We start from the raw sequence: 21,426 nt of genomic DNA, 5'->3' as shown, positions 1-21,426 counted from the left end.
TTAAGTACCTTATACATACCGAAATCCAAATCATCGATTCCAGAAAGTTCAAAATTCGAAATATTTAAATTCTTCAAATTGAACTTTATTTAATGACTGAATTTATAAAAAAATCTAATTATCAACAACAATCACTTGTCGACAAATTCCGTCTACTCGACGCTGCTGTTCAAATAGAGCCGCGGGCATAGGATCAAAACTGTCAAAGAAACAGATTTCATCCGCATTTACATCATAAACAAGTGAGTGATTACCCACATCTTCTAATGTATCGTAATAGACAATCACAAATTTATTTTGATCGAACGCTTGCTGGATTTGCTTATAATTTAACGCAGGCAGAATAGGTAAACCCAGTTGCTCTGCTTGTTGATAACTAAGTTTTTCACTCTCTTGAAGATCAGGGTCAGGATCGGTATAAAACTGAACAGTAAAACCAAACTTTTTTAATCCTGCCGCCAGACCTATGGTCGTCGTGCCATTTTCAGCACCATATCCACAGACATCTACAAGTTGCTGAATATCGGCATCAATCCCTAAGTGTTGCAGCAACATCCATACCGCAAAAATCCCACCATTTGCTTCTAGATTTTCTAATTCTTCAGGCATTTCTAAAGCCATAATCTTCATCCAAAATATGATTGTGCTGATAATAATCAATTTCAGATTGGAACAAAATCAATTTCCAAGTACAATAGCCGCCTAGTCGAGGGATGCTGCGACTTTTTCACAGGCACTAAATGTGAAATCGCTAGGCTCGACGATCCGGTTAAAGCTTATTTAAAATACTGGTTTTGATCAAAAACGGCATCCGCGAACATAACGATCCAATCTATTTTTATCCTAGGAGATCCTGATGAACGCGGTTAATGCTTCATTTACAGATTATAAAGTTGCCGACATTTCACTTGCTGAATACGGTCGTAAAGAAATCAAACTTGCTGAAGCAGAAATGCCGGCACTTATCGGTTTACGTAAGCGTTATGCTGCGGCTAAACCACTTGCAGGCGCGAAAATTCTCGGCTGTATCCACATGACCATTCAAACTGCCGTTTTAATTGAAACGCTTATTGAACTGGGTGCTGAAGTTCGCTGGACTTCATGCAACATCTTCTCTACTCAAGACCACGCTGCTGCTGCTATTGCTGCGCGCGGTATTCCTGTTTTTGCCTGGAAAGGCGAAACTGAAGAAGAATACAACTGGTGTCTTGAACAGCAAATCAATGTAAACGGCAAACCTTGGGATGCCAACATGATTCTGGATGATGGCGGTGACTTGACTGCTGTTGTTCATGACAAATACCCAGAATTGATTGCTAAAATTCACGGCGTGACTGAAGAAACCACTACGGGCGTTCAACGCCTTTATGAAATGTTACGTGACGGCACTTTGAAAGTTCCTGCTATCAACGTAAACGATTCAGTGACCAAGTCTAAAAACGACAACAAATACGGTTGCCGTCACTCTCTAAACGATGCAATCAAACGCGGTACAGACATGTTGATGTCTGGTCGTCGTGCACTTGTGATTGGTTATGGTGACGTAGGTAAAGGTTCGGCTCAGTCTCTTCGTCAAGAAGGTATGATTGTTCGCGTAACTGAAGTCGATCCAATCTGTGCGATGCAAGCCTGCATGGACGGTTATGAAGTTGTATCTCCATACAAAAACGGCGTACAAACTGGCAACAAAGAAGACATTAACGTTGATCTTCTTCAAAACACTGACCTGATCGTAACCACTACGGGTAACTACCACGTATGTGACGCTGCAATGTTAGATACATTAAAAGCAGGTTCTGTGGTGTGTAATATCGGTCACTTTGACACTGAAATCGATACTAACTACTTACGCGGTTACAAATGGGTTGAAGTTAAACCTCAAGTACATCAGGTTTATCGTTCAGAAGATGAAAATAACTACTTGATCCTTCTTTCTGAAGGTCGTTTGGTTAACCTGGGTAATGCAACGGGTCACCCATCACGTGTGATGGACGGTTCTTTTGCTAATCAGGTGTTGGCTCAAATGCACTTGTTCGCTGAAAAATTTGCTGACCTTCCTGAAGATCAAAAACAAGCTGCGATTCGTGTAGAACTTCTTCCTAAGAAACTGGATGAAGAAGTTGCTGCTGCAATGGTTGCTGGTTTTGGCGGTGTATTAACCACGCTTACTCAAGAACAAGCAAATTACCTTGGCGTACAAGTTGAAGGTCCATTCAAATCTGAGAATTATAAATACTAAGTTTCAGTTTTACCCTCATCCTAACCTTCTCCCATAGGGAGAAGGGATTTTTCATAATTAATTCAATTGATATTGAAAATTCCCTCTCCTTTTAGGAGAGGGTGAGGCAGAGGTGAAATCAAGTAAGTATTGATAAAAAAGGATTTGAAAAATGACCAAACGTGTCCCAATTTCGTTTGAATTTTTTCCAACCAAGACTGATGTCGGTGCGGAAAAACTTCGTGTTGTTCATAAAGAATTACAACTATTGAATCCTGAGTTCTTCTCTGTAACTTATGGGGCTGGTGGTTCGACCCGTGAACGCACACTCGCTGCAATCAATGACTTTAACGGCAAAGGCACACCGGTAGCCCCTCACCTGTCTTGTATTGGCGATGACAAAGCGCGTATTGCAGAATTGCTGGATTTATATAAGTCACAAGGCATTAACCGTATTGTTGCGCTGCGTGGTGACTTGCCTTCTGGTCAGGTGGGCTTAGGCGAATTGCCTTATGCACAGGATCTGGTTCGTTTTATTCGTGAACATTCAGGTGATCACTTTACTATTGAAGTCGCAGCTTATCCTGAAATGCATCCACAAGCGGACAGCTTTGATAAAGATATTCAACATTTTGTCGAAAAAGCCAATGCCGGTGCCAATGCTGCTTTAACCCAGTTCTTCTTTAATCCAGATGCGTATTTCTACTTTGTAGATCGCATTCAAAAAGAAGGCGTTAACATTCCTGTGGCTCCGGGTATTATGCCGATTATCAATGCAAGCAACCTGATTCGCTTCGCAGATGGAACAGGTGCTGAAATTCCGCGTTGGATTCGCAAGCAACTGGCCACTTATGGTGATGACTCTGCCAGCATCAAGGCTTTTGGTCATGAAGTTGTGGTGAAATTGTGTGAACGTCTGCTTGCAGGCGGTGCACCAAGTCTGCATTTCTACACCATGAACACCACAGATCCAACACGTCAACTTGTGACTGATCTTGGTTTAGCTTAATTTTTATCTGATTTGTGAGTAATACTTAAATGCCGCGTTTTTATATTGAAGCTGATTTGGCTGTTAATATGAATGTTGAATTAACCGAAACGGTTTTTCATCATTGGGTCAAAGTATTGCGTGCACAAGTCGGTGAAAGAGCCACCTTGTTCAATGGACAAGGTGGTGAATACCAAGTAACGCTGGTGAATATTTCAAAAAAATCAGCCAGTGTTTCTGTCGATACATTCAATCCTGATGATCGGACACCCGCATTTACAACTTTACTTGGACAAGTGATGAGTAAAGGTGATCGCATGGACTATGCCATTCAAAAAGCAGTTGAACTGGGTGTTGCAAAAATCCAGCTCCTCACCTCAGAACGCTGTGAGATGCGTCTTAAATATGACCGTGATCAAAAGAAAATAGATCATTGGCAAGGTATCGCCATCGCGGCTTGTGAACAATGCGGAATGAATAAAGTTCCCGAAGTCTTAGCACCGCTCTCTTTGCAAGACTGGTTGGCCAGTGAATTACCTGCGACAAAACTGGTACTCGCACCCAATAAAGATCAAGTCGATGTTTTAGCGAATGCTACACCTGATATTGCCCTGTTAATCGGTCCTGAAGGCGGCCTCAGCGAAGCTGAAATACAATTATCCAACGATGCTGGATTTATTAACTGGTGTATTGGCAATCGCGTTTTGCGCACCGAAACGGCCCCGATTGTTGCTTTATCTATTTTGAATTATAACGTAACTGTATAGTTCATCTGATTTTAGCTAAATAGTAGCCAATTTGATTGATTTTTCTGAATAACATAACTAATCTTGATTTCGATATACAAATGTATATGTAAAATACAGTTTAGTTTTTTATACACTAACAATATTTAAAAATTAATTTATCGCAAAACAAAAATAAGGCTTTTGCTTTTATGTCAGATGTTCAAGACGAGTATATTAAAGAGCATGTGAGTGCTGCTCAAATTACCAATACGATTCGACTTAGTCGATTCTTTCTCGTCAGTATTATGATCCTTTCCTTATATGTTTATTGCATTTATGCGTTTTATTTTACAAAACCATCTTTCTATTTCAATTTATGGTTTATTGCGACCGAACTTTTGAGTTGTCTAAGTTTAGTCATCATTAGCATCTATTTTAAGCCACATCATTTCACACTCCATCACGCACATCGTTGGCTACAATTTCAATGTCTGGCAATAGGAAGTTGTATTGCTGTTGGTATTGGTGTGATTTACTACTATCTACCGCAATATAACCCTAATTTTAGCGATGTTAATGCTTTAATCCTTTCAGCTTTATTACTGATTGTGAGTCAGGCATTTGCTCTGACTTTTTTAACCCAACGTTTAAATTATTTTTGTTTGGCTTTTATACCCTCGGTTTTTCCCTATCTGGCCTCCCAATTTATTACTACCCAGATTTCAAATCCTTTATTTCATTTAACAATCAATTTTTCGCTCATTGTCATCTTACTCTGCGCAAATTCTACAACGCGCATTCATAAGCGTATTTCAGCACTGTATTCCAAAAATAACCGTCTGGTTAAAAATGCCGAACAACAAGTGCTCTGGACAGATGAGCTATGTCAGCAATTACAAACTGAAATTAATAAATCCAAGGAAATCGAATTACAACTTCAACTCAACAATCAATTGCTTGAACAAAAAGTTAAAGAACGAACTTTTGATATTGCTAAAATGAATGCGGATCTAGAAAATCAGCAGCAAAATTTGATGTTGGCACATGACGTTGCGGGACTTCGACCTTGGGACTGGAATATTAAAGATCGGGAAATTTTATTGACCGATTCTAAGCATCAAAAGACCTTAAAACCTTCAAAAGTGCATCATAACCAGCTACAAAACATCCTCCATCCCGCAGATATCGAACACTTCAAAATATCGATGAAGCAAAATTTACGCGGTCAGACTGATCAGTATGAAGCCACTTATAGAATTCAGAACAGCAATGGCAAATGGAAATGGGTGCATGATATTGGCAGAGTCATAGCACGTGACCCTGTTAATCAGAAGCCTTTGCGTATGGTCGGTATTCGTCGGGATATTCATCAGGAACGTACCGATCAGGAACGCTTAAAACTTGCAGCGAATGTGCTTCAACAAGCAGCTGAAGGAATCTTTATTCTTGATGAACAACTTTGCTATATTGATGTCAATCCGTTCTATGAACAATTGACGGGTTTTACCCATGAGCAAATGATTGGTAAACATTTATTTGATATCGCTGCAAATTATAAATCGCAACAAAGAAACAGCCATTCCGCCATCATCAATCAACTCGATAAAATGGGTGAGTTTGATGGCGAGCTCAATGAAAATTTTCTGTCTGGTAAAGAACTTACAATCTGGATGCGGATAAATGCCATTAGCGATGAAAAAAATCGGGTCACGCATTATATTGGCATCGTCTCTGATTTAACGGAACGTAAACTGCAAGAACAGCGTCTGTCTTATTTAGAAAATTATGATCCACTGACCGACCTGCCGAATCGGTTTTATTACAACTATCAATTACATCAATATCTCGTCAGTCAAAAGGATTCGATTGAACAACTTGCTGTGATTCGTCTAAATATCGACCGTTTCAGACCTTTGAATGAATTTCTGAGCAATAGCGGTGGCGATGAACTGTTACGTCAGGTAGCCCAACGACTACGGCTTACCAATGCTGAAGCATTATTTGTAGCCCATTTAAATGGGGATGACTTTGCCATTGTCTATGAAGTCTCGCATATTCGCCCTTCGGTTCAGCAGCACTGTGAACGGATGAGTAAAGCATTTTCATTACCATTTAACATTTTTGGTCAGGATCATATTATTACCCTGTCTATGGGGATTGCTTTCTATCCAGAAAATGGTCGCCAACTGGATTATCTGAATAATTGCGCAGAACAGGCTTTAACCGAAGCGAAAAGTTTAGGTGGCAATACCATCCGTTTTTACTCCAATAAAAATAACACTTTACTTGAGCAAGGAATTTATCTGGAACGCGATTTAAGACTGGCGATTAACAACAATGAACTGATCGTTTACTATCAGCCAAAAATTAATTTTAGCGATCAAAATATTTATGGTTTTGAAGCTTTAGTTCGCTGGAATCATCCAAGCAAAGGTATAATTCCACCCAACCTGTTCATTCCCTTAGCTGAGCAAACCAGTTTAATCTCGGATATTGGCAGAATTGTTATACAACAAACCGCTAAGCAAATTAGGAACTGGAATGATTTAGGCTTTAATAATATATGTGTTTCGGTCAATGTGGTTGCACAGCAATTGCAACGTGGACAGTTACTCGAAGACCTCGATCATGCCATTCAAATCTATAAAATTTCCGGCTCGAGCCTGGAACTTGAAATTACCGAATCATCACTCCTCGAGAACTCGGTTACAGTAAAAAATCTGCTCGATGAAATCAAAAAACGTAAGATCAATATCTCGCTGGATGATTTTGGAACAGGCTATTCTTCTCTATCTTATCTTGCTGATTTTCCAATTGATATCTTAAAAATAGACCGCAGTTTCATCTCCAGAATTGGGCAAAACAAACAAGAAGCCATTGTCAGTGCCATGATTGCCATGGGCAAGGCCATGGGTATGGTCGTGGTTGCAGAAGGCATTGAAACAGAGGAACAGCTTCAGTATCTACAAAATCTGGAATGTGATATTGCCCAAGGCTTCTTGTTTTCAAAACCTTTACCCGAAAGTGAAGCAACCCTCTTTCTGGAACAACATCGACTTATACCTTCTTGATATAAGTCAACAGGTCTAAATTTCAGTTTGCTTGAAAATGGCATATTCACGACTGTGCTAAGGTCGCAACAAATGTTATATTCAATCAAATTAAGCAAAAAACCACCACCAGCTCGGGCTGGGCAACTCAAGCAACAATAGAGATACAGATGGACGATCAATCATTAAAACAGCAAGCTTTGTACTACCACGAATATCCAACCCCAGGGAAAATCAGTGTTACGCCAAGCAAACAGCTGGTCAATCAACATGACTTAGCGCTGGCTTACTCTCCAGGTGTCGCAGCACCATGTTTAGAGATTGAACGCGACCCATCAACTGCAGCACTTTACACAGCACGTGGCAACCTTGTTGCAGTGATCAGTAATGGTACTGCGGTTTTAGGTTTAGGTAACATCGGTCCTTTAGCCTCTAAACCGGTTATGGAAGGTAAAGGCGTACTGTTTAAAAAATTCGCAGGCATAGATGTATTTGACCTCGAAATTGCTGAAAACGATCCAGACAAAATTGTGGACCTCGTCGCTGCATTAGAACCCACTTTTGGTGGTATTAACCTTGAAGATATCAAGGCACCAGAATGTTTCTACATCGAGCAAAAACTTCGCGAACGCATGAATATTCCTGTATTCCACGATGATCAACATGGTACATCGATCATTGTCGGTTCAGCTTTACTCAATGCTTTACAACTGACTGGCAAAAAAATTGAAGAGATTAAAATTGTCGCTTCAGGTGCCGGTGCAGCTGCATTGTCCTGTTTAGATTTGCTTTGCGCTTTAGGTGCAAGCAAACACAATATTACCGTTGCCGATTCACGCGGTCTGCTTACCACTCACCGTGACAATCTGGATGCATCAAAAAAACGTTATGTTCAGGATATTGAAGGCACTCAACTAGCAGACGTAATTGCGGGTGCGGATATGTTCTTGGGACTTTCTGCCGCAGGCATTTTGACCAAAGAAATGGTTAAAGTGATGGCTGAAAATCCAATCATTTTTGCTTTGGCAAACCCGGATCCAGAAATCCTGCCTGAACACGCACACGAAGTTCGTGATGACGTGATTATGGCAACGGGTCGTTCGGATTATCCAAACCAAGTTAACAATGCCCTTTGTTTCCCGTATATCTTCCGTGGTGCTTTAGACGTTGGCGCAACCACCATTAACGAAGAAATGAAAATTGCCTGTGTACATGCCATTGCACGTATGGCGCACATTGAAGCAGATGCAGCCTCTTATGGTGAAAAATCTGCATCATTTGGTCGTGACTACCTTATTCCACGCCCGCTTGATCAGCGCTTAATTCTTGAAATTGCCCCTGCGGTTGCACAAGCGGCAATGGATTCTGGTGTCGCGACTCGTCCAATCCAGGATTTCTCTGCATATCGTCAAAAATTGTCTGAGTTTGTATACAACTCTGCATTCATGATGAAACCGATCTTTGCTCAGGCAAAAACGGCACCTAAGCGTATTGCTTATGCTGAAGGTGAAGATTTACGTGTGCTTCGTGCCGTACAAATTGCGGTAGATGAAGGCTTGGCCTTCCCAATTCTTGTCGGCCGTACTGCGGTCATTGAAGCAAATATCAAGAAATTGGGCTTGCGTCTTGAACACGGTGTAAACATTGAAATTGTGGATCAAGAAAAGAACCCTCATTACGAACAGTTTGCTGATGATTACTATCAAACGATGCAACGTCAGGGCGTAACACCTGAATACGCACATCGTGAAGCACGTCGCCGCTCTACCCTGATTGCGGCAATGTTAGTCAAACACGGTCATGCAGACGGTATGCTGTGTGGTACCTATTCAAGCTATGACATTCACCTAGATTTCGTGAAAAACGTGATTGGCTTAAAAGAAGGCCGTAGCACCTTCTTTACCCTCAATGCATTGATGCTTCAAGATCGTAACCTGTTCATTGCCGATACTTATGTCAATACCAATCCAACGGCTGAACAGTTGGCGGAAATGACCATTTTGGCAGCGGAAGAAGTGCGTCGTTTTGGTGTAATTCCCCGTATTGCATTGTTATCGCATTCAAGTTTTGGTTCTGACCAGACTGATGCAAGCGCACAGAAAATGCGTAAAGTATTTGAAATTTTAAGTGAAATTGCACCTGAACTAGAAGTGGAAGGTGAAATGCACGGTGATGCTGCACTGGATGAAAATATTCGTCATTTTGCATTCCCGAACTCGCGTTTCAAAGGTTCTGCAAACTTACTCATCATGCCAAACCTAGATTCAGCGAATATTTCATTTAACCTGTTAAAAGCAACTTCAGGTAACAATGTAACGATTGGTCCAATTCTGTTGGGTGCTGCGAAACCTGTTCATATTTTGACACCGACTGCAACAACACGTCGTGTAGTAAATATGACGGCGTTGACGGTTGCTGAAATTCAACAGTCACAAGAAGGCTAGTATTTAACTTTAGCAAAAAGCTAAGGTTCTTTACTTGAGAAAACCTCTATTCTGTAGCATGATTGCTTGAAGAATAGAGGTTTTTTTCATGCGAGTTTATTTAGTAGGCGGTGCAGTACGTGATCACTTACTCAGTCACCCCTATCACGAAAAAGATTATGTGGTTGTTGGTGCAACACCTGAACAACTTCTTGCTCAGGGCTATCAGCCTGTGGGTAAAGATTTCCCTGTTTTTCTCCATCCCCAAACAAAAGAAGAATATGCTTTAGCCCGTACCGAGCGTAAATCCGGTCAGGGTTATCATGGCTTTGAATTTTATACAGATACAAGTGTCAGCCTTGAAGAAGACCTGATCCGTCGTGACCTGACCATTAATGCGATGGCAATGGATGAAGATGGCAAGGTATATGACCCTTATCATGGTCAGCAAGATTTAACCAATCGAATATTGCGTCATGTATCCGATGCTTTTGTTGAAGATCCATTGCGAGTTCTCCGTATTGCACGCTTTGCCGCACGTTATAAATCACTCGGATTTACGGTGGCAGCTGAAACTTTGGCACTGATGCAACAACTGGCTGAATCGGGTGAATTACAGGCATTGACTCCAGAACGGGTATGGAAAGAAACCTCTCGCGCCTTGATGGAAGATCATGCTGATGAATATTTTGAAGTACTGCGTGCCTGCGGTGCTTTAAAAGTTCTGTTTCCGGAATTAGAAGCTTTATATGGTATTCCGCAACGTCCTGAATATCATCCGGAAATTGATTGTGGCATTCACACCATGATGTCGCTACAACAAGCCTGTAAAGCCAACTATTCACTGGATGTCCGCTTTGCTGTTCTGGTTCATGATTTAGGAAAAGCCCTCACGCCAACAGAGGAATTACCGCGTCATATCATGCATGAAGAACGTGGGATAAATCCGGTCACCGAAGTCTGTGAACGTCTTAAAGTTCCCACAAATACCAAACAGCTTGCCCTTGCAGTATGTAAAGAACATTTAAAATGTCATCAAGCTTTGAATCTTAAACCGGGCACTTTATGGCGCTTATTACAACGACTAGATGTATTACGTCGACCTGAACGTGTGGAAGCTTATGTTCAGGCTTGTGAATGTGATTCACGTGGTCGCTTAGGCCTAGAAGATCGTGAGTATCCGCAAGCACGATATGTGTTAGATGCAATGGAAGTGGTTCGTGGCATTAAAGCGCAGGATTTACCACCGGATATCAGTGGCCCTGATATTGGTGAAATGTTGATTCAACGGCGTATTCAAGCGCTTGAAGAATTAAAAGCCCGGCAGATTATTGCTGCTGAATAACTTATAAAAAGCCTCTCTTTTGAGAAGCTTTTTTATGTCGCGAGGATGATAAAAAATTCCCCTTTATTATTACAGAGGGATTTAAGACGATGATTTATATCAAGACACATCCGCAGGGAAAGTAATGACTTTTTCCAGTTTCATTTGTTCAGTCGCCACCATCAATAAACGGTCAATGCCTAAAGCAATGCCTGAGCATTCGGTCATATGCGGTAAAGCTGCCAGTAGATATTCATCAATCGGCATCACATGCAAGCCAAGCTTTTCACGCTCCAGATTATCGGCTGCAAAACGGCAACGTAATACCGCAGCATCAATCAGCTCATCATAGGCATTGGCCAATTCCAAACCTTCAATATAAAGCTCAAAACGTGCTGCGACCTGTTCCCCATCTTCATCGACTTTAACTTTGGCAAGTGATGCCATTTCCGGGGGGAAATCGGTTAAAAATACCGGCGTATCAAAGCCCAGACTCGGTTCAACCATATGTGAAAATAACAGATCGATATAACCCAAGCGGTCATCCCCCAAATCCAGATTTAGACCGATACGATTACAGCAGTCTTTGAGCTGTTTTAAACTGGCTTGTAAGGGATTGAGATCCAGACGGTCCATAAAAGCATGTTTATAACTTAAAATCGTTGGGCGAACAGCACCAAAACGATGCACCAAAGTCACATTGAGCAAATCGGTGACTTCAAACATCAGTTCTTTCAAGCTTAAATGGGGGCGATACCATTCCAGCATGGTGAATTCACTATTGTGTTTGCGTCCATGCTCATCATCTCGAAAGACTTTACAAATTTGGTAAATTGCACCGCTGCCACTGGCAAGTAATCGCTTCATGGAAAATTCAGGCGAAGTCTGTAAATAATGAGTGTATTTGCGACCACCGAGATGACGTTGGGCTTGAATAGATGCTAGATGCACATCGGTTACGCCAGCTTGGGACAATATCGGTGTTTCTACTTCAAGCACATCACGTTGAGCAAAAAACTGCCGGATTTGACCATACATTTTGGCACGGGCTTTTATAGCTTTGATATCGCATGTCGGTTGATAATTGATGCTTTCTGTATTCGCCATGCTCATGCTTTAGGGCCTCCGTGCGCTGCCCATTCACGACGTAAGGGATAGGTTTTACGCAAATAATCAAAGGCTTTCTGATCCACCTTGCCCTCTTTTAAGCAGGCACGCAGATTTGCATCGTCACGTGCAATATCATAAATTTGAGCAAGATACTGTTTTAGTACCTGTTTCAAATCCTGATTCTGGAAATATTGTTCACATACGGGGAGCTGGGTTTCAAACTTTTTGTCTGCAGTGAAATCAAAAGTTTTACACAAGGCATCGTATATCATTTGCGTACCTCGAGCCTTACCTTCCAGGCTATAGCCCGCAATATGCGGTGTAACCAGTCGAATCAGAATTAACAGTTGTTCTGAAATTTCCGGCTCATGTTCAAACACATCCAGAACCACTTGACGCTTGGTCTGTTGAAGATCAGCAATCAGTGCCGCTTCCTCGACTACGGGACCACGTGCTGAATTAATCAAGATCGCTTCAGGTTTCATTGTTGCCAAGGCATCAGCATTGATCAAATGAAAAGTTGGATGCTCACCGGTTGTGGTCAAGGGGACATGAATAGAAATGGCATCTGCTGTTTTTAATAATTGTTCTAATTCAACTTGTTGGATATGTTCATGGTTAACAAAGGGATCATGGCCAATCACGTTCCAACCAATTAATTTTGCAATATAGGCTAGACGTGAACCGACATTCCCCAAACCAATAATACCGAGGGTGAATTGCTCGTTTTTATCGATTAAATCGGATTGTAAATATAGCAGTGCGGTAATTACATATTCAGCCACTGCTTGGGCATTACATCCTGCCGCATTTGACCATGCGATATGGTGTTTTTCTAAAGCTGGAATATTAAGATGGTCGGTACCAATGGTGGCACTGCCGACAAATTTTAATTTTGTATCTTGAATAAGCGGTTCATTTACTTGGGTCACAGAACGAACAAGCAAAGCTTCAGCATCCTGTACATCTGCATGGGTTAAAGTCCGCCCTGCTGCTTGCTGAATCTCGCCAAAATCTGCAAAGAAATATTCGGTAAAGGCCAGATTTTCATCTGCAACGATTTTCATAGTGCGTTCCAATGACATGAAGACCGCTATAATAACCCTTGAAAGCGAATCTGACTATGCACGTTAAAGTAGCAGCAAAGGCTTAGCGCGAGATTAAATCGTTCGTAACCCCCATTTTTTATTTTCCAGACTGTTCGACTCGTTTATCAATTCGATGTTGAACCAGCAAAAATTAAAAAGACCGAATTCTGTAAAAAAATCGGTCAAAACAGCCATCAGTAAAGCTTAAATCAAATAGATTAAGGAGCCTGATCAAACCTTATTTATTAGGTCTGGAGCAAAGTACTTTAGATATCATGGCACACAAAGGTTTAGGGGGAACGCTAAAATTAGGGGTGGTTCCCACTTTTGCAACCTGTTGGCTACTTCCCAAACTGCACCGCTTTAATGAAATTTATCCTGAAATTACCGTACATTTAGAAACCAGCACCAAGCCCTTCTTATTTAATGAAACTATCTTTGATGCTGCAATATATGCAGGAACTCCGCAACAAATTGCACACTGGCCAGGTGTACAAACCCATTACCTCATGAAAGAAGATCTGATTGCAGTTTGCTCCCCGCAGCTGATTTTAAAAAAATTTCCTAGATGCGCAAATGATTAATGCATACAGCTATGATTTAAGTCCTGAACAGCTAATTCAGCTTCCTCTATTACAACAAACCACGCGCCCGACCATTTGGCATGAATGGTTTAAAACCCATCAAATATTTCATCCAAAAGCCTACGATGGTCATCGGCATGAACTGTTCTCCATGTTAGCGGTTGCAGCCAAGCAATCCATGGGTATGGCGCTCATTCCACAAATACTGATTAATCCCGAATTACATAATAAAAAATTAGTCATTGCCTCCAGTAAAAAACTGGAAGGAAGCCACTCTTATTATTTAGTACATTCTAGTCAAGAGTCCTCTCCACTGATCCAAAAATTTATTGATTGGATTCAACAAGAATTACTGCTTTCATTCACTAAAAATGATGATAGAAATATAGAAGCATAAAACAGCGTATCTCCATGCTTTTATTTAGGTCAGCTAAGATAGAAACCATGAAGCTAAATCATCTTTTTCAAGTTTTTTAGTCATGCTCTATTGTGTATTTATACGGTATAAAAACCAACTACTTGTCGGTGATAATTCAAAAATCATATCGTTATAAATTTCAGATTTTCTGCTTCATTTATACTTAAGTTTTTTATCAATAAAAAATTTTAGGCAATAAAAAACCCCGATCATTGATCGGGGTTTTGAATTTGGCGGAAGCGGTGAGATTCGAACTCACGGAGGGGTATAAGCCCTCGTCGGTTTTCAAGACCGGTGCATTAAACCGCTCTGCCACGCTTCCATGTGCGCAATCATACGGAGCTTTTTAAAAACTGACAAGCAAAAATTGCAAGCAAACCATTCAACTGAATATAGTTTCACCACATTGAGTTAAAAAATCATAATCTGGCTGCTAATTCAGCACCTTCACGGATGGCGCGCTTCGCATCCAGCTCTGCTGCCAGTTTGGCACCGCCAATAATATGGTAATTTGCTAAGGTAAAATCATCATCATTTGGCATAAGATCTTTGACTGACTCTTGTCCTGCACACACCACCACGGTATCTACCCGTAACAGTTGGTCATAACCGTTGGTTTCAATCCATAAGCCTTCACTGGTAACAGACTTATATTGCACACCGCGTAGCATCTTCACAGCATGCTTTTTCAATTGCGCTCGATGCACCCAACCTGAAGTTTTGCCTAATCCAATCCCCAGTGGGGTGGTTTTACGTTGTAACAAATAGATCTCGCGTACCGGATGATCTACTTCAGCCGCTTGCATGCCGCCTTCAGAAATATAATTTGGATTTGGATCAATGCCCCACTCGCGCTGCCAATCTTCCAAAGGTTGCGGTTGTGGCTGATGTTCAGGTCTTAACAAAAATTCCGAGACATCAAAACCAATCCCACCGGCACCAATTACTGCAACTCTATGACCCACTGGAGCGCCGCGCAACACCTCTGCATAAGACAACACTTGAGGTGCGTCACTACCTTCAATTTTTAAACTACGCGGTACAACACCAGTTGCGACAATCACCTCAGCAAATCCTTCACGTTCCAATTGCTCCCGGTTGACTCTAGTATTTAAGCGCAGTTCCACCCCGGTTTTTTCAATCTGAACTTTAAAATAACGGATGGTTTCGTGAAATTCTTCTTTACCCGGTACCACTTTGGCTAAATTAAACTGTCCACCGACCTCAGTGGCAGCTTCAAATAAAGTGACCCGATGACCACGACTTGCAGCCACGGTTGCAGCAGACATTCCTGCTACGCCACCACCAATAACGGCAATTTTTTTAGGATTTTTGGTTTTGACATACACCAATTCAGTTTCATAAGCAGCGCGTGGATTAACCAAACAGGTTGCACGTTGGTTTTTAAACGTATGATCTAAACAGGCTTGGTTACAGGCAATACAGGTATTGATTTCATCAACCCGATTGGTCGCAGTTTTATTGACCCAAAAGGCATCGGCCAACAGGGGTCGTGCCATCTGCACCATATCTGCTTTTCCAGCCGCTAAAATGGCTTCGGCTGTTTCAGGCATGTTAATACGGTTGGATGCAATCACTGGAATTGCCACATGTTTTTTCACTTCAGCAGTATAGTCTGCAAATGCAGCGCGCGGTACTGAAGTCACAATGGTCGGAATACGTGCTTCATGCCAGCCAATACCGGTATTCAGCAAAGTCACCCCTGCCTTTTCCAGAGCTTGAGCTACGGTAATCACTTCCTGCATGGTATTGCCATCATGAACCAGATCGAGCATCGACAGGCGGAAACAGATAATGAAGTTTTCCCCAATTTTTTCACGGATCGCGCGTACAATTTCCACTGCAAAACGCATGCGGTTTAGAATATCACCACCCCAGCGGTCATCGCGCTGATTAACATGACGGCTTAAAAACTGGTTCAGCAAATAACCTTCCGACCCCATGATTTCCACACCGTCATAACCAGCTTTTTTGGCAATGCTGGCGGTATGTGCATAATCATCAATGGTATCCAGAATCTGCTTTTCACTCATTTGCCGCGGTTTAAATGGTGAAATTGGCGATTTGATTGGACTGGCAGAAACCACAAAAGGCTGGTAACCATAACGTCCAGAATGCAGAATCTGCATCAAAATTTTTGCGCCATGCTTATGTACCGCATGGGTCACTAGACGATGCGGCGCCACATCGCCCAAGTTATTCATGGTTCCGCCAGCTGGCAGTAACCAGCCTTGACGGTTCGGTGAAATCCCGCCTGTGATAATCAGCCCCACCCCACCTTTTGCACGTTCTCCAAAATATGCTGCCAGTTTTGCATAGTTGTAAAAACGGTCTTCCAGACCGGTATGCATAGAACCCATCACGACACGGTTTTTAATGGTCGTAAAGCCCAAATGTAGCGGTTTTAAAATATTTGCATAGCTTGTTGTCATGATTAATCCTTAATTTATTGGCTTTGCAACTTGTTGCATACTACTTTACCTATTTTTATTTATTTGTTTATGACATCTTTGCCACATTGTCTGACGAAACAGTCAATTTTCCATAAAAAAGGTGCAGTTTTCAGACTGCACCACATATAAAACACATGATTATTTATATTTTAATTACAGGATTTTAATTCCAGTGTTTTAATTTCGAGGTATGTCCAATGCCGACATTAAAACTGTTGGTTGGATCCAGCTTTTGATAATGATTTTTGAGCGCAGGCTTGGCCACATATAAATGTCCGACATTATGCTCGGCAGGATATTCTGCACCGCGCTTATCCAATAAATGCCACATTTGATGTTCCATCGCCAAAGGATCGACGCCTTTTTTCACAATATAATCCTGATGGAAAACATGACATAAAAAGTGCCCGTAATACAACTTATGAATAATCAGCTCATCCATTTCCTTGGGCAAGGTTTCCACCCATTCACGGTCGTTACGGCGTAAAGCAATATCCAGCGCGACAATATCTTCCACTTCATTTAAATGCGTATCACGATAACGAATCGCTGCACCTGCAATGGCAAAACGATGTAAAAAGGCTTTACGGCCTTCTTCTTCGCTACACAAAAAATGGTTTCCAGTGGGATGATCTGCAAAATAGTATTGCAGAAATTGCTGAACCTGTTCCACCTCCTGATTTTCGATGCGCAGCACCAAATGATGCTCGTATAGATCACGAAATTCATTCATGCGTTTCGGCAAATGCGAGGGTAAAAATTTACTCACCATTTGCAAGACTTTATCTGACAGCCCTTTCATGCCAATTTTTTCCAAGTAGCCATCGACCTTATCTTTCATGGCAAAAGCCGCCGGTACTTTGGCAGTCCCGAATTTCTCGATAAACATGAACGTATCTTTACCGTATTCGGCACCAATGTCATAAGCGACCCGGTGAATATACTCACCGGCAATCGGCAAGCGGGCTAAATCGGTGAGGAGAAAACGGCGAATTGCGGTCAAATCTTGTTGCGTATTGGTGCCGACATACAAGACCTGACTGGGAATCTTTTCAAAAGTGTCCAGACGTACCGCAAACACGCAGACTTTTCCTGCTGAACCTGAAGCCTCAAACAAACGCGATGGATCTGCATTAAAGCGTGCTGGAGTATTTTCATCGACTTGAGTGACATCATGAGCATAATGCTGATCAGATGCACAACAATTAGAATCGTGCTGAATATCATCAATTTGATATTGCTGATTTTCCAGTTTTGATAAAATTTCTTCAGGGGTTGAGCCTAGGTTTACCCCTAAATGATTAACCAGCTCAAGCTGTCCAGCATCATTGACGCGGGCATACAGCGCAAGTTCGGTATAGGCTGGTCCACGGCGAACCAAGGCCCCACCCGAATTATTACAAACTCCGCCTAAAACTGACGCGCCAATACAGGATGAACCAATCACGGAATGTGGCTCACGATTGAACGGCGCCAACTGCTTTTCCAATTTATCTAATGTTGCTCCAGGCAAACAAACCACTTGTTTCCCATCATTAATTACTTGAATACCGGTTAATCGGCGAGTACTCATTAAAATCACAGGCCGATCATAATCATCACCAAAAGGGGTTGAACCCCCGGTGAGGCCGGTATTGGCCGCCTGCATAATCACAATACAATCTGCCTGAACAGCAATTTGCAAAACTTGCCATTGTTCAACCAAAGAACCGGGCGCCACAACGGCAAGCACTTGACCTGAACCATAGCGACGACCTTGACGGTATAAACGGGTATCGTTGTCATCGGTCAGTACATGCTGCTTGCCGACAATCGTGATGAGGTTTTGAATGGTTTGCGGTGAATTTGTTGGAGAACTCATGTTCGGCATTTTTCCATTTATAAATATCTAAACGATAATTTTTTTAACGTCGTACTTTATGGATTTGGATTTTTTTCATTCATCCAATGATCTTTTGAGATCCAAAACATTTCGATTCTAAAAACGAGCGTATAAATATGTAATTGAAGTTCCCTCTCCTTCTAGGAAAGGGTCAGGCAGAGGTGTTGACAAAAAAATTAAAGCTCCCTCATCCTCACCTTCTCCCTGAGCTATTTTTGGCGCAAAGAGAAGGAGCATTCCTGTATAAATCATCTGAAAAAAAATTAATTAAAAATCACACGACCAACTCTCGATCCAATCTCACCAAACAATCGGAGCTAATATCCGCAATGGTTTTGGCACCTGTTAAAGTCATCGCTACCCGCATTTCTTTATCGATCAAATCCAGAAGATTAGAAACCCCTGCTCCACCCGCTGCACCCAAGGCATAGACAAAGGCACGGCCGAGCATGCAGGTATCTGCGCCCAGCGCCAGCATACGCACCACATCCAGACCATTACGGATACCGGAATCGGCCAGAATTTTAATCTCGCCTTTAACTGCATCGGCGATGGGCGGTAAAGCACGGGCACTGGATAAAACACCGTCCAGCTGACGTCCACCATGATTCGAGACCACAATACCATCGGCCCCAAAACGTACTGCATCCTTGGCATCTTCAGGATCTAAAATACCCTTGATGACCATCGGTCCATCCCAGTATTCCCGAATCCATTCCAGATCTTTCCATGAAATAGACGGATCGAAATTATTGCCTAACCAGCCAATATAATCTTCAAGTCCGGTCGGTTTGCCCAAGTATTTTGAAATATTGCCCAAGTCATGCGGACGGCCATGCAATCCCACATCCCACGCCCATTGCGGATGCAATACCGATTGCAAATAACGGCGCATGGCGGCGTTGGCGCCACTCATTCCAGAATGGGCATCGCGGTAGCGCGCGCCTGGAACGGGCATATCCACAGTAAAAATCAAAGTTGAACAACCCGCGGCTTTGGCACGCTCCAAGGCATTTTTCATAAAACCGCGGTCACGTAATACATACAGCTGAAACCACATCGGGCGCTGGATGGCCGGTGCCACTTCCTCAATCGGACATACGGAAACCGTCGATAAGGTAAAAGGTATGCCTTTTTTATCTGCCGCGACCGCCGCCTGCACTTCACCGCGGCGTGCATACATCCCAGTCAATCCGACTGGCGATAAAGCCACAGGCATCGACAAGGTTTCATTAAATAATTTGGTTTCTAAGCTTAGTTCTGACATGTCGTTTAAAACACGCTGACGTAAAGCAATTTTGGATAAGTCTTCTACATTACGCTTGAGTGTATATTCCGCATATGCGCCCCCATCAATATAATGAAACAGGAAAGGTGGCAAGCGACGTCTAGCGGCTTCGCGGTAATCATTAGCAGAAGAAATAATCATGGTTAAATCCTATTTAATCGACTCGCACGCTGACGACGGGCATCTTCCTCATCAATCGAGCGTACTTGTTGGATAACAAACTCAATATGTCCACACACTGCCTGTCGGGCAGCTTCTGGATCTCGACGTTCAATCGCATCTATCACTTGTTGATGCTGTAAATGCAACTGATCAAAACGATGAGGTTCGGAATACACTTTTCGGCGTCCCAGAACCACGTTGAATTGCAATAAATCAAATAAGCCACGCATCATCTGGATCAGCACCAGATTATGCGAAGCTTCGGCAATGGCAAGATGAAATCTGGCATCAGCCTGTGCGGCCTGATCATCATCACCAATGGCTTGAAAATGGCTAATCTGCGCATAACAATCCCGAATATTTTGCAGGTCTTCCGGTGTGGCACGCTCTGCGGCATACCACGCTGTTCCGCCTTCCAAAATAGTTCGTGCTTCCTGCACATCAAAGCGGTAAGCCGGATCCTGATCAATCAAATCACTTAAAGGCTGCACTATTTGATGTTGTGACCAATTGGTCGGCAATTGCTGCAAAAAATTACCGGCTCCCACTTTACTCAGCAACATACCTCGACTGGTCAGTTGCTGAATGGCTTCGCGTAAAGAGGAACGGGACACGCCCAGTTGTTCACATAATTTTCGTTCAGCAGGCAAACGGTCTCCAACTTGCATATTGTTTTGCTCAATCAATATGCGCAGGCTTTGTACGACTTTGTCGGAAACTTTCATTTGCTGACCTCAATGGCGTGTTATGGAATCATCCACGGGAACACATAAGCTTGTAAGCTAACAATAATACCCATCATGATGGTAAAGACGATACTGTGTTTAACGGTAAAACGGAACAGATCAGATTCTTTGCCTACAAGCCCTACCGCGGCACAGGCAATCGCAATGGATTGCGGTGAAATCATTTTTCCGGTGACTCCGCCACTGGTATTTGCTGCAACCAATAACACCTCAGGAACACCAATTTGCTGTGCTGTAGTGGCTTGTAATGCCGCAAATAACGCATTGGCAGAAGTATCGGAACCGGTTAAGAACACCCCGATCCAACCCAAAAATGGCGAAAAGAAAGTAAAGGCTTTACCGCTATGGGCCAGTGCCAATGCCAACGTTGCAGATAAACCTGAATAGTTGGCAATAAAGGCAAAGGCCAATACCATACCAATCGAATAAATTGGCGTTTTCAATTCTTTTACTGTTTCAGCGAAAGTCGCCACCGCATCTTTCGGCTTCATTTTTAAATAAATGATGGTGATGACTGCGGCAATCATAATTGCTGTACCCGTCGCAGAGAACCAGTCAAATTTATAGATTGCATCGTAATCTTTAACTTCAGGAACCACAGGGGGTAATTTTTGAATCATCTGATGCAAATAAGGCACTTTGATCGAAACCACCAAATCACTGAGCGCACCATCTTTAGCAAATAAATCTTTAAATGGTTTGATACTCCAAACCGTAACCATTGCAGTTAATACCGCAAATGGCGACCATGCTTTTGCAATTTGACCTAAGCTATATTGCTTACGTGCTGCCGCAACAACCGTTTCATCTAATTTAACGTCTTCATCTTGGAAGCGGAAAATATGTTTTGGTTTCCACAATTTCAACAAAATAGTCAAACTTATTAATGAAGCAATTGCCGCCGTAATATCGGGTAATTCGGGACCAACAAAATTAGATGTTA

General features: G+C 42.3%; 14 protein-coding genes, 1 tRNA gene and 1 pseudogene. 7 read left to right on the top strand and 9 right to left on the bottom strand.

Features of this window, described 5'->3' with window-relative positions; genetic code table 11:
- Positions 1–114 precede the first annotated feature (114 nt).
- Entirely contained in the window at positions 115–621 is a 507-nt protein-coding gene (locus AY606_RS01385; protein WP_067863575.1) for a cysteine peptidase family C39 domain-containing protein, read from the bottom strand.
- 235 nt (positions 622–856) lie between these two features.
- On the opposite strand from AY606_RS01385, the gene ahcY reads away from it, so the two are divergent.
- The 6 genes from ahcY (at position 857) to AY606_RS01355 (ending at position 10,752) form a co-directional block, all read left to right on the top strand.
- The gene (gene ahcY, locus AY606_RS01380) at positions 857–2,239 is read left to right on the top strand and encodes an adenosylhomocysteinase (protein ID WP_067863572.1); all 1,383 of its coding nucleotides are present in this window, start codon (positions 857–859) and stop codon (positions 2,237–2,239) included.
- 151 nt (positions 2,240–2,390) lie between these two features.
- Positions 2,391–3,227: a methylenetetrahydrofolate reductase [NAD(P)H] gene (gene metF, locus AY606_RS01375; protein WP_067863570.1), complete on the top strand. Its 837-nt coding sequence runs from the start codon at positions 2,391–2,393 to the stop codon at positions 3,225–3,227.
- Between the two features lie 29 nt (positions 3,228–3,256).
- Positions 3,257–3,973: a 16S rRNA (uracil(1498)-N(3))-methyltransferase gene (locus AY606_RS01370; protein ID WP_067863567.1), complete on the top strand. Its 717-nt coding sequence runs from the start codon at positions 3,257–3,259 to the stop codon at positions 3,971–3,973.
- 170 nt (positions 3,974–4,143) lie between these two features.
- On the top strand, positions 4,144–7,005 hold the full coding sequence (locus AY606_RS01365) for a bifunctional diguanylate cyclase/phosphodiesterase (protein WP_067863564.1): 2,862 nt from the start codon (positions 4,144–4,146) through the stop codon (positions 7,003–7,005).
- Between the two features lie 149 nt (positions 7,006–7,154).
- Positions 7,155–9,428 carry an NADP-dependent malic enzyme gene (locus AY606_RS01360; RefSeq protein ID WP_067863560.1) on the top strand — a complete coding sequence of 758 codons (2,274 nt, stop codon included), beginning with the start codon at positions 7,155–7,157 and terminating at the stop codon, positions 9,426–9,428.
- Between the two features lie 88 nt (positions 9,429–9,516).
- Entirely contained in the window at positions 9,517–10,752 is a 1,236-nt protein-coding gene (locus tag AY606_RS01355) for a multifunctional CCA addition/repair protein (protein ID WP_067863557.1), read from the top strand.
- A 99-nt stretch (positions 10,753–10,851) separates the two neighbouring features.
- Here the strand turns inward: AY606_RS01355 and epmA are convergent, their stop codons facing one another.
- Positions 10,852–11,838 carry an EF-P lysine aminoacylase EpmA gene (gene epmA, locus AY606_RS01350; RefSeq protein ID WP_155858104.1) on the bottom strand — a complete coding sequence of 329 codons (987 nt, stop codon included), beginning with the start codon at positions 11,836–11,838 and terminating at the stop codon, positions 10,852–10,854.
- A 2-nt stretch (positions 11,839–11,840) separates the two neighbouring features.
- Positions 11,841–12,908, bottom strand: a complete 1,068-nt coding sequence (locus AY606_RS01345; RefSeq protein ID WP_067863550.1) for a 4-phosphoerythronate dehydrogenase — start codon at positions 12,906–12,908, stop codon at positions 11,841–11,843.
- Positions 12,909–13,159: 251 nt separating this feature from the next.
- On the opposite strand from AY606_RS01345, the pseudogene AY606_RS01340 reads away from it, so the two are divergent.
- A pseudogene (locus AY606_RS01340) lies at positions 13,160–13,910 on the top strand (LysR substrate-binding domain-containing protein); the annotation flags it as partial.
- Between the two features lie 252 nt (positions 13,911–14,162).
- On the opposite strand, the gene AY606_RS01335 reads toward AY606_RS01340, so the two are convergent.
- The 6 genes from AY606_RS01335 to AY606_RS01310 form a co-directional block, all read right to left on the bottom strand.
- Positions 14,163–14,253: transfer RNA gene (locus AY606_RS01335), tRNA-Ser, on the bottom strand.
- A 97-nt stretch (positions 14,254–14,350) separates the two neighbouring features.
- Positions 14,351–16,384, bottom strand: coding sequence for an NADPH-dependent 2,4-dienoyl-CoA reductase (locus AY606_RS01330; protein ID WP_067863548.1), 2,034 nt, complete (start codon positions 16,382–16,384; stop codon positions 14,351–14,353).
- 184 nt (positions 16,385–16,568) lie between these two features.
- Positions 16,569–18,266, bottom strand: coding sequence for a D-lactate dehydrogenase (gene dld / locus AY606_RS01325; protein WP_067863546.1), 1,698 nt, complete (start codon positions 18,264–18,266; stop codon positions 16,569–16,571).
- 295 nt (positions 18,267–18,561) lie between these two features.
- Complete coding sequence (lldD, locus tag AY606_RS01320; protein ID WP_067863544.1) at positions 18,562–19,716, bottom strand: FMN-dependent L-lactate dehydrogenase LldD; 1,155 nt, start codon at positions 19,714–19,716, stop codon at positions 18,562–18,564.
- Between the two features lie 2 nt (positions 19,717–19,718).
- Positions 19,719–20,462 (bottom strand): transcriptional regulator LldR, encoded by a 744-nt coding sequence (lldR, locus tag AY606_RS01315; RefSeq protein ID WP_067863541.1) that lies wholly within the window; start codon positions 20,460–20,462, stop codon positions 19,719–19,721.
- Between the two features lie 20 nt (positions 20,463–20,482).
- A partial coding sequence (locus AY606_RS01310) for a lactate permease LctP family transporter (protein WP_081408342.1) occupies positions 20,483–21,426 on the bottom strand: 944 nt, incomplete at its 5' end.

Source organism: Acinetobacter sp. SFB (assembly GCF_001647545.1).
Lineage (GTDB): Bacteria > Pseudomonadota > Gammaproteobacteria > Pseudomonadales > Moraxellaceae > Acinetobacter.
Note: the sequence above shows the minus strand (reverse complement) of the source record. Positions and strands in the feature narration are given on the sequence as shown.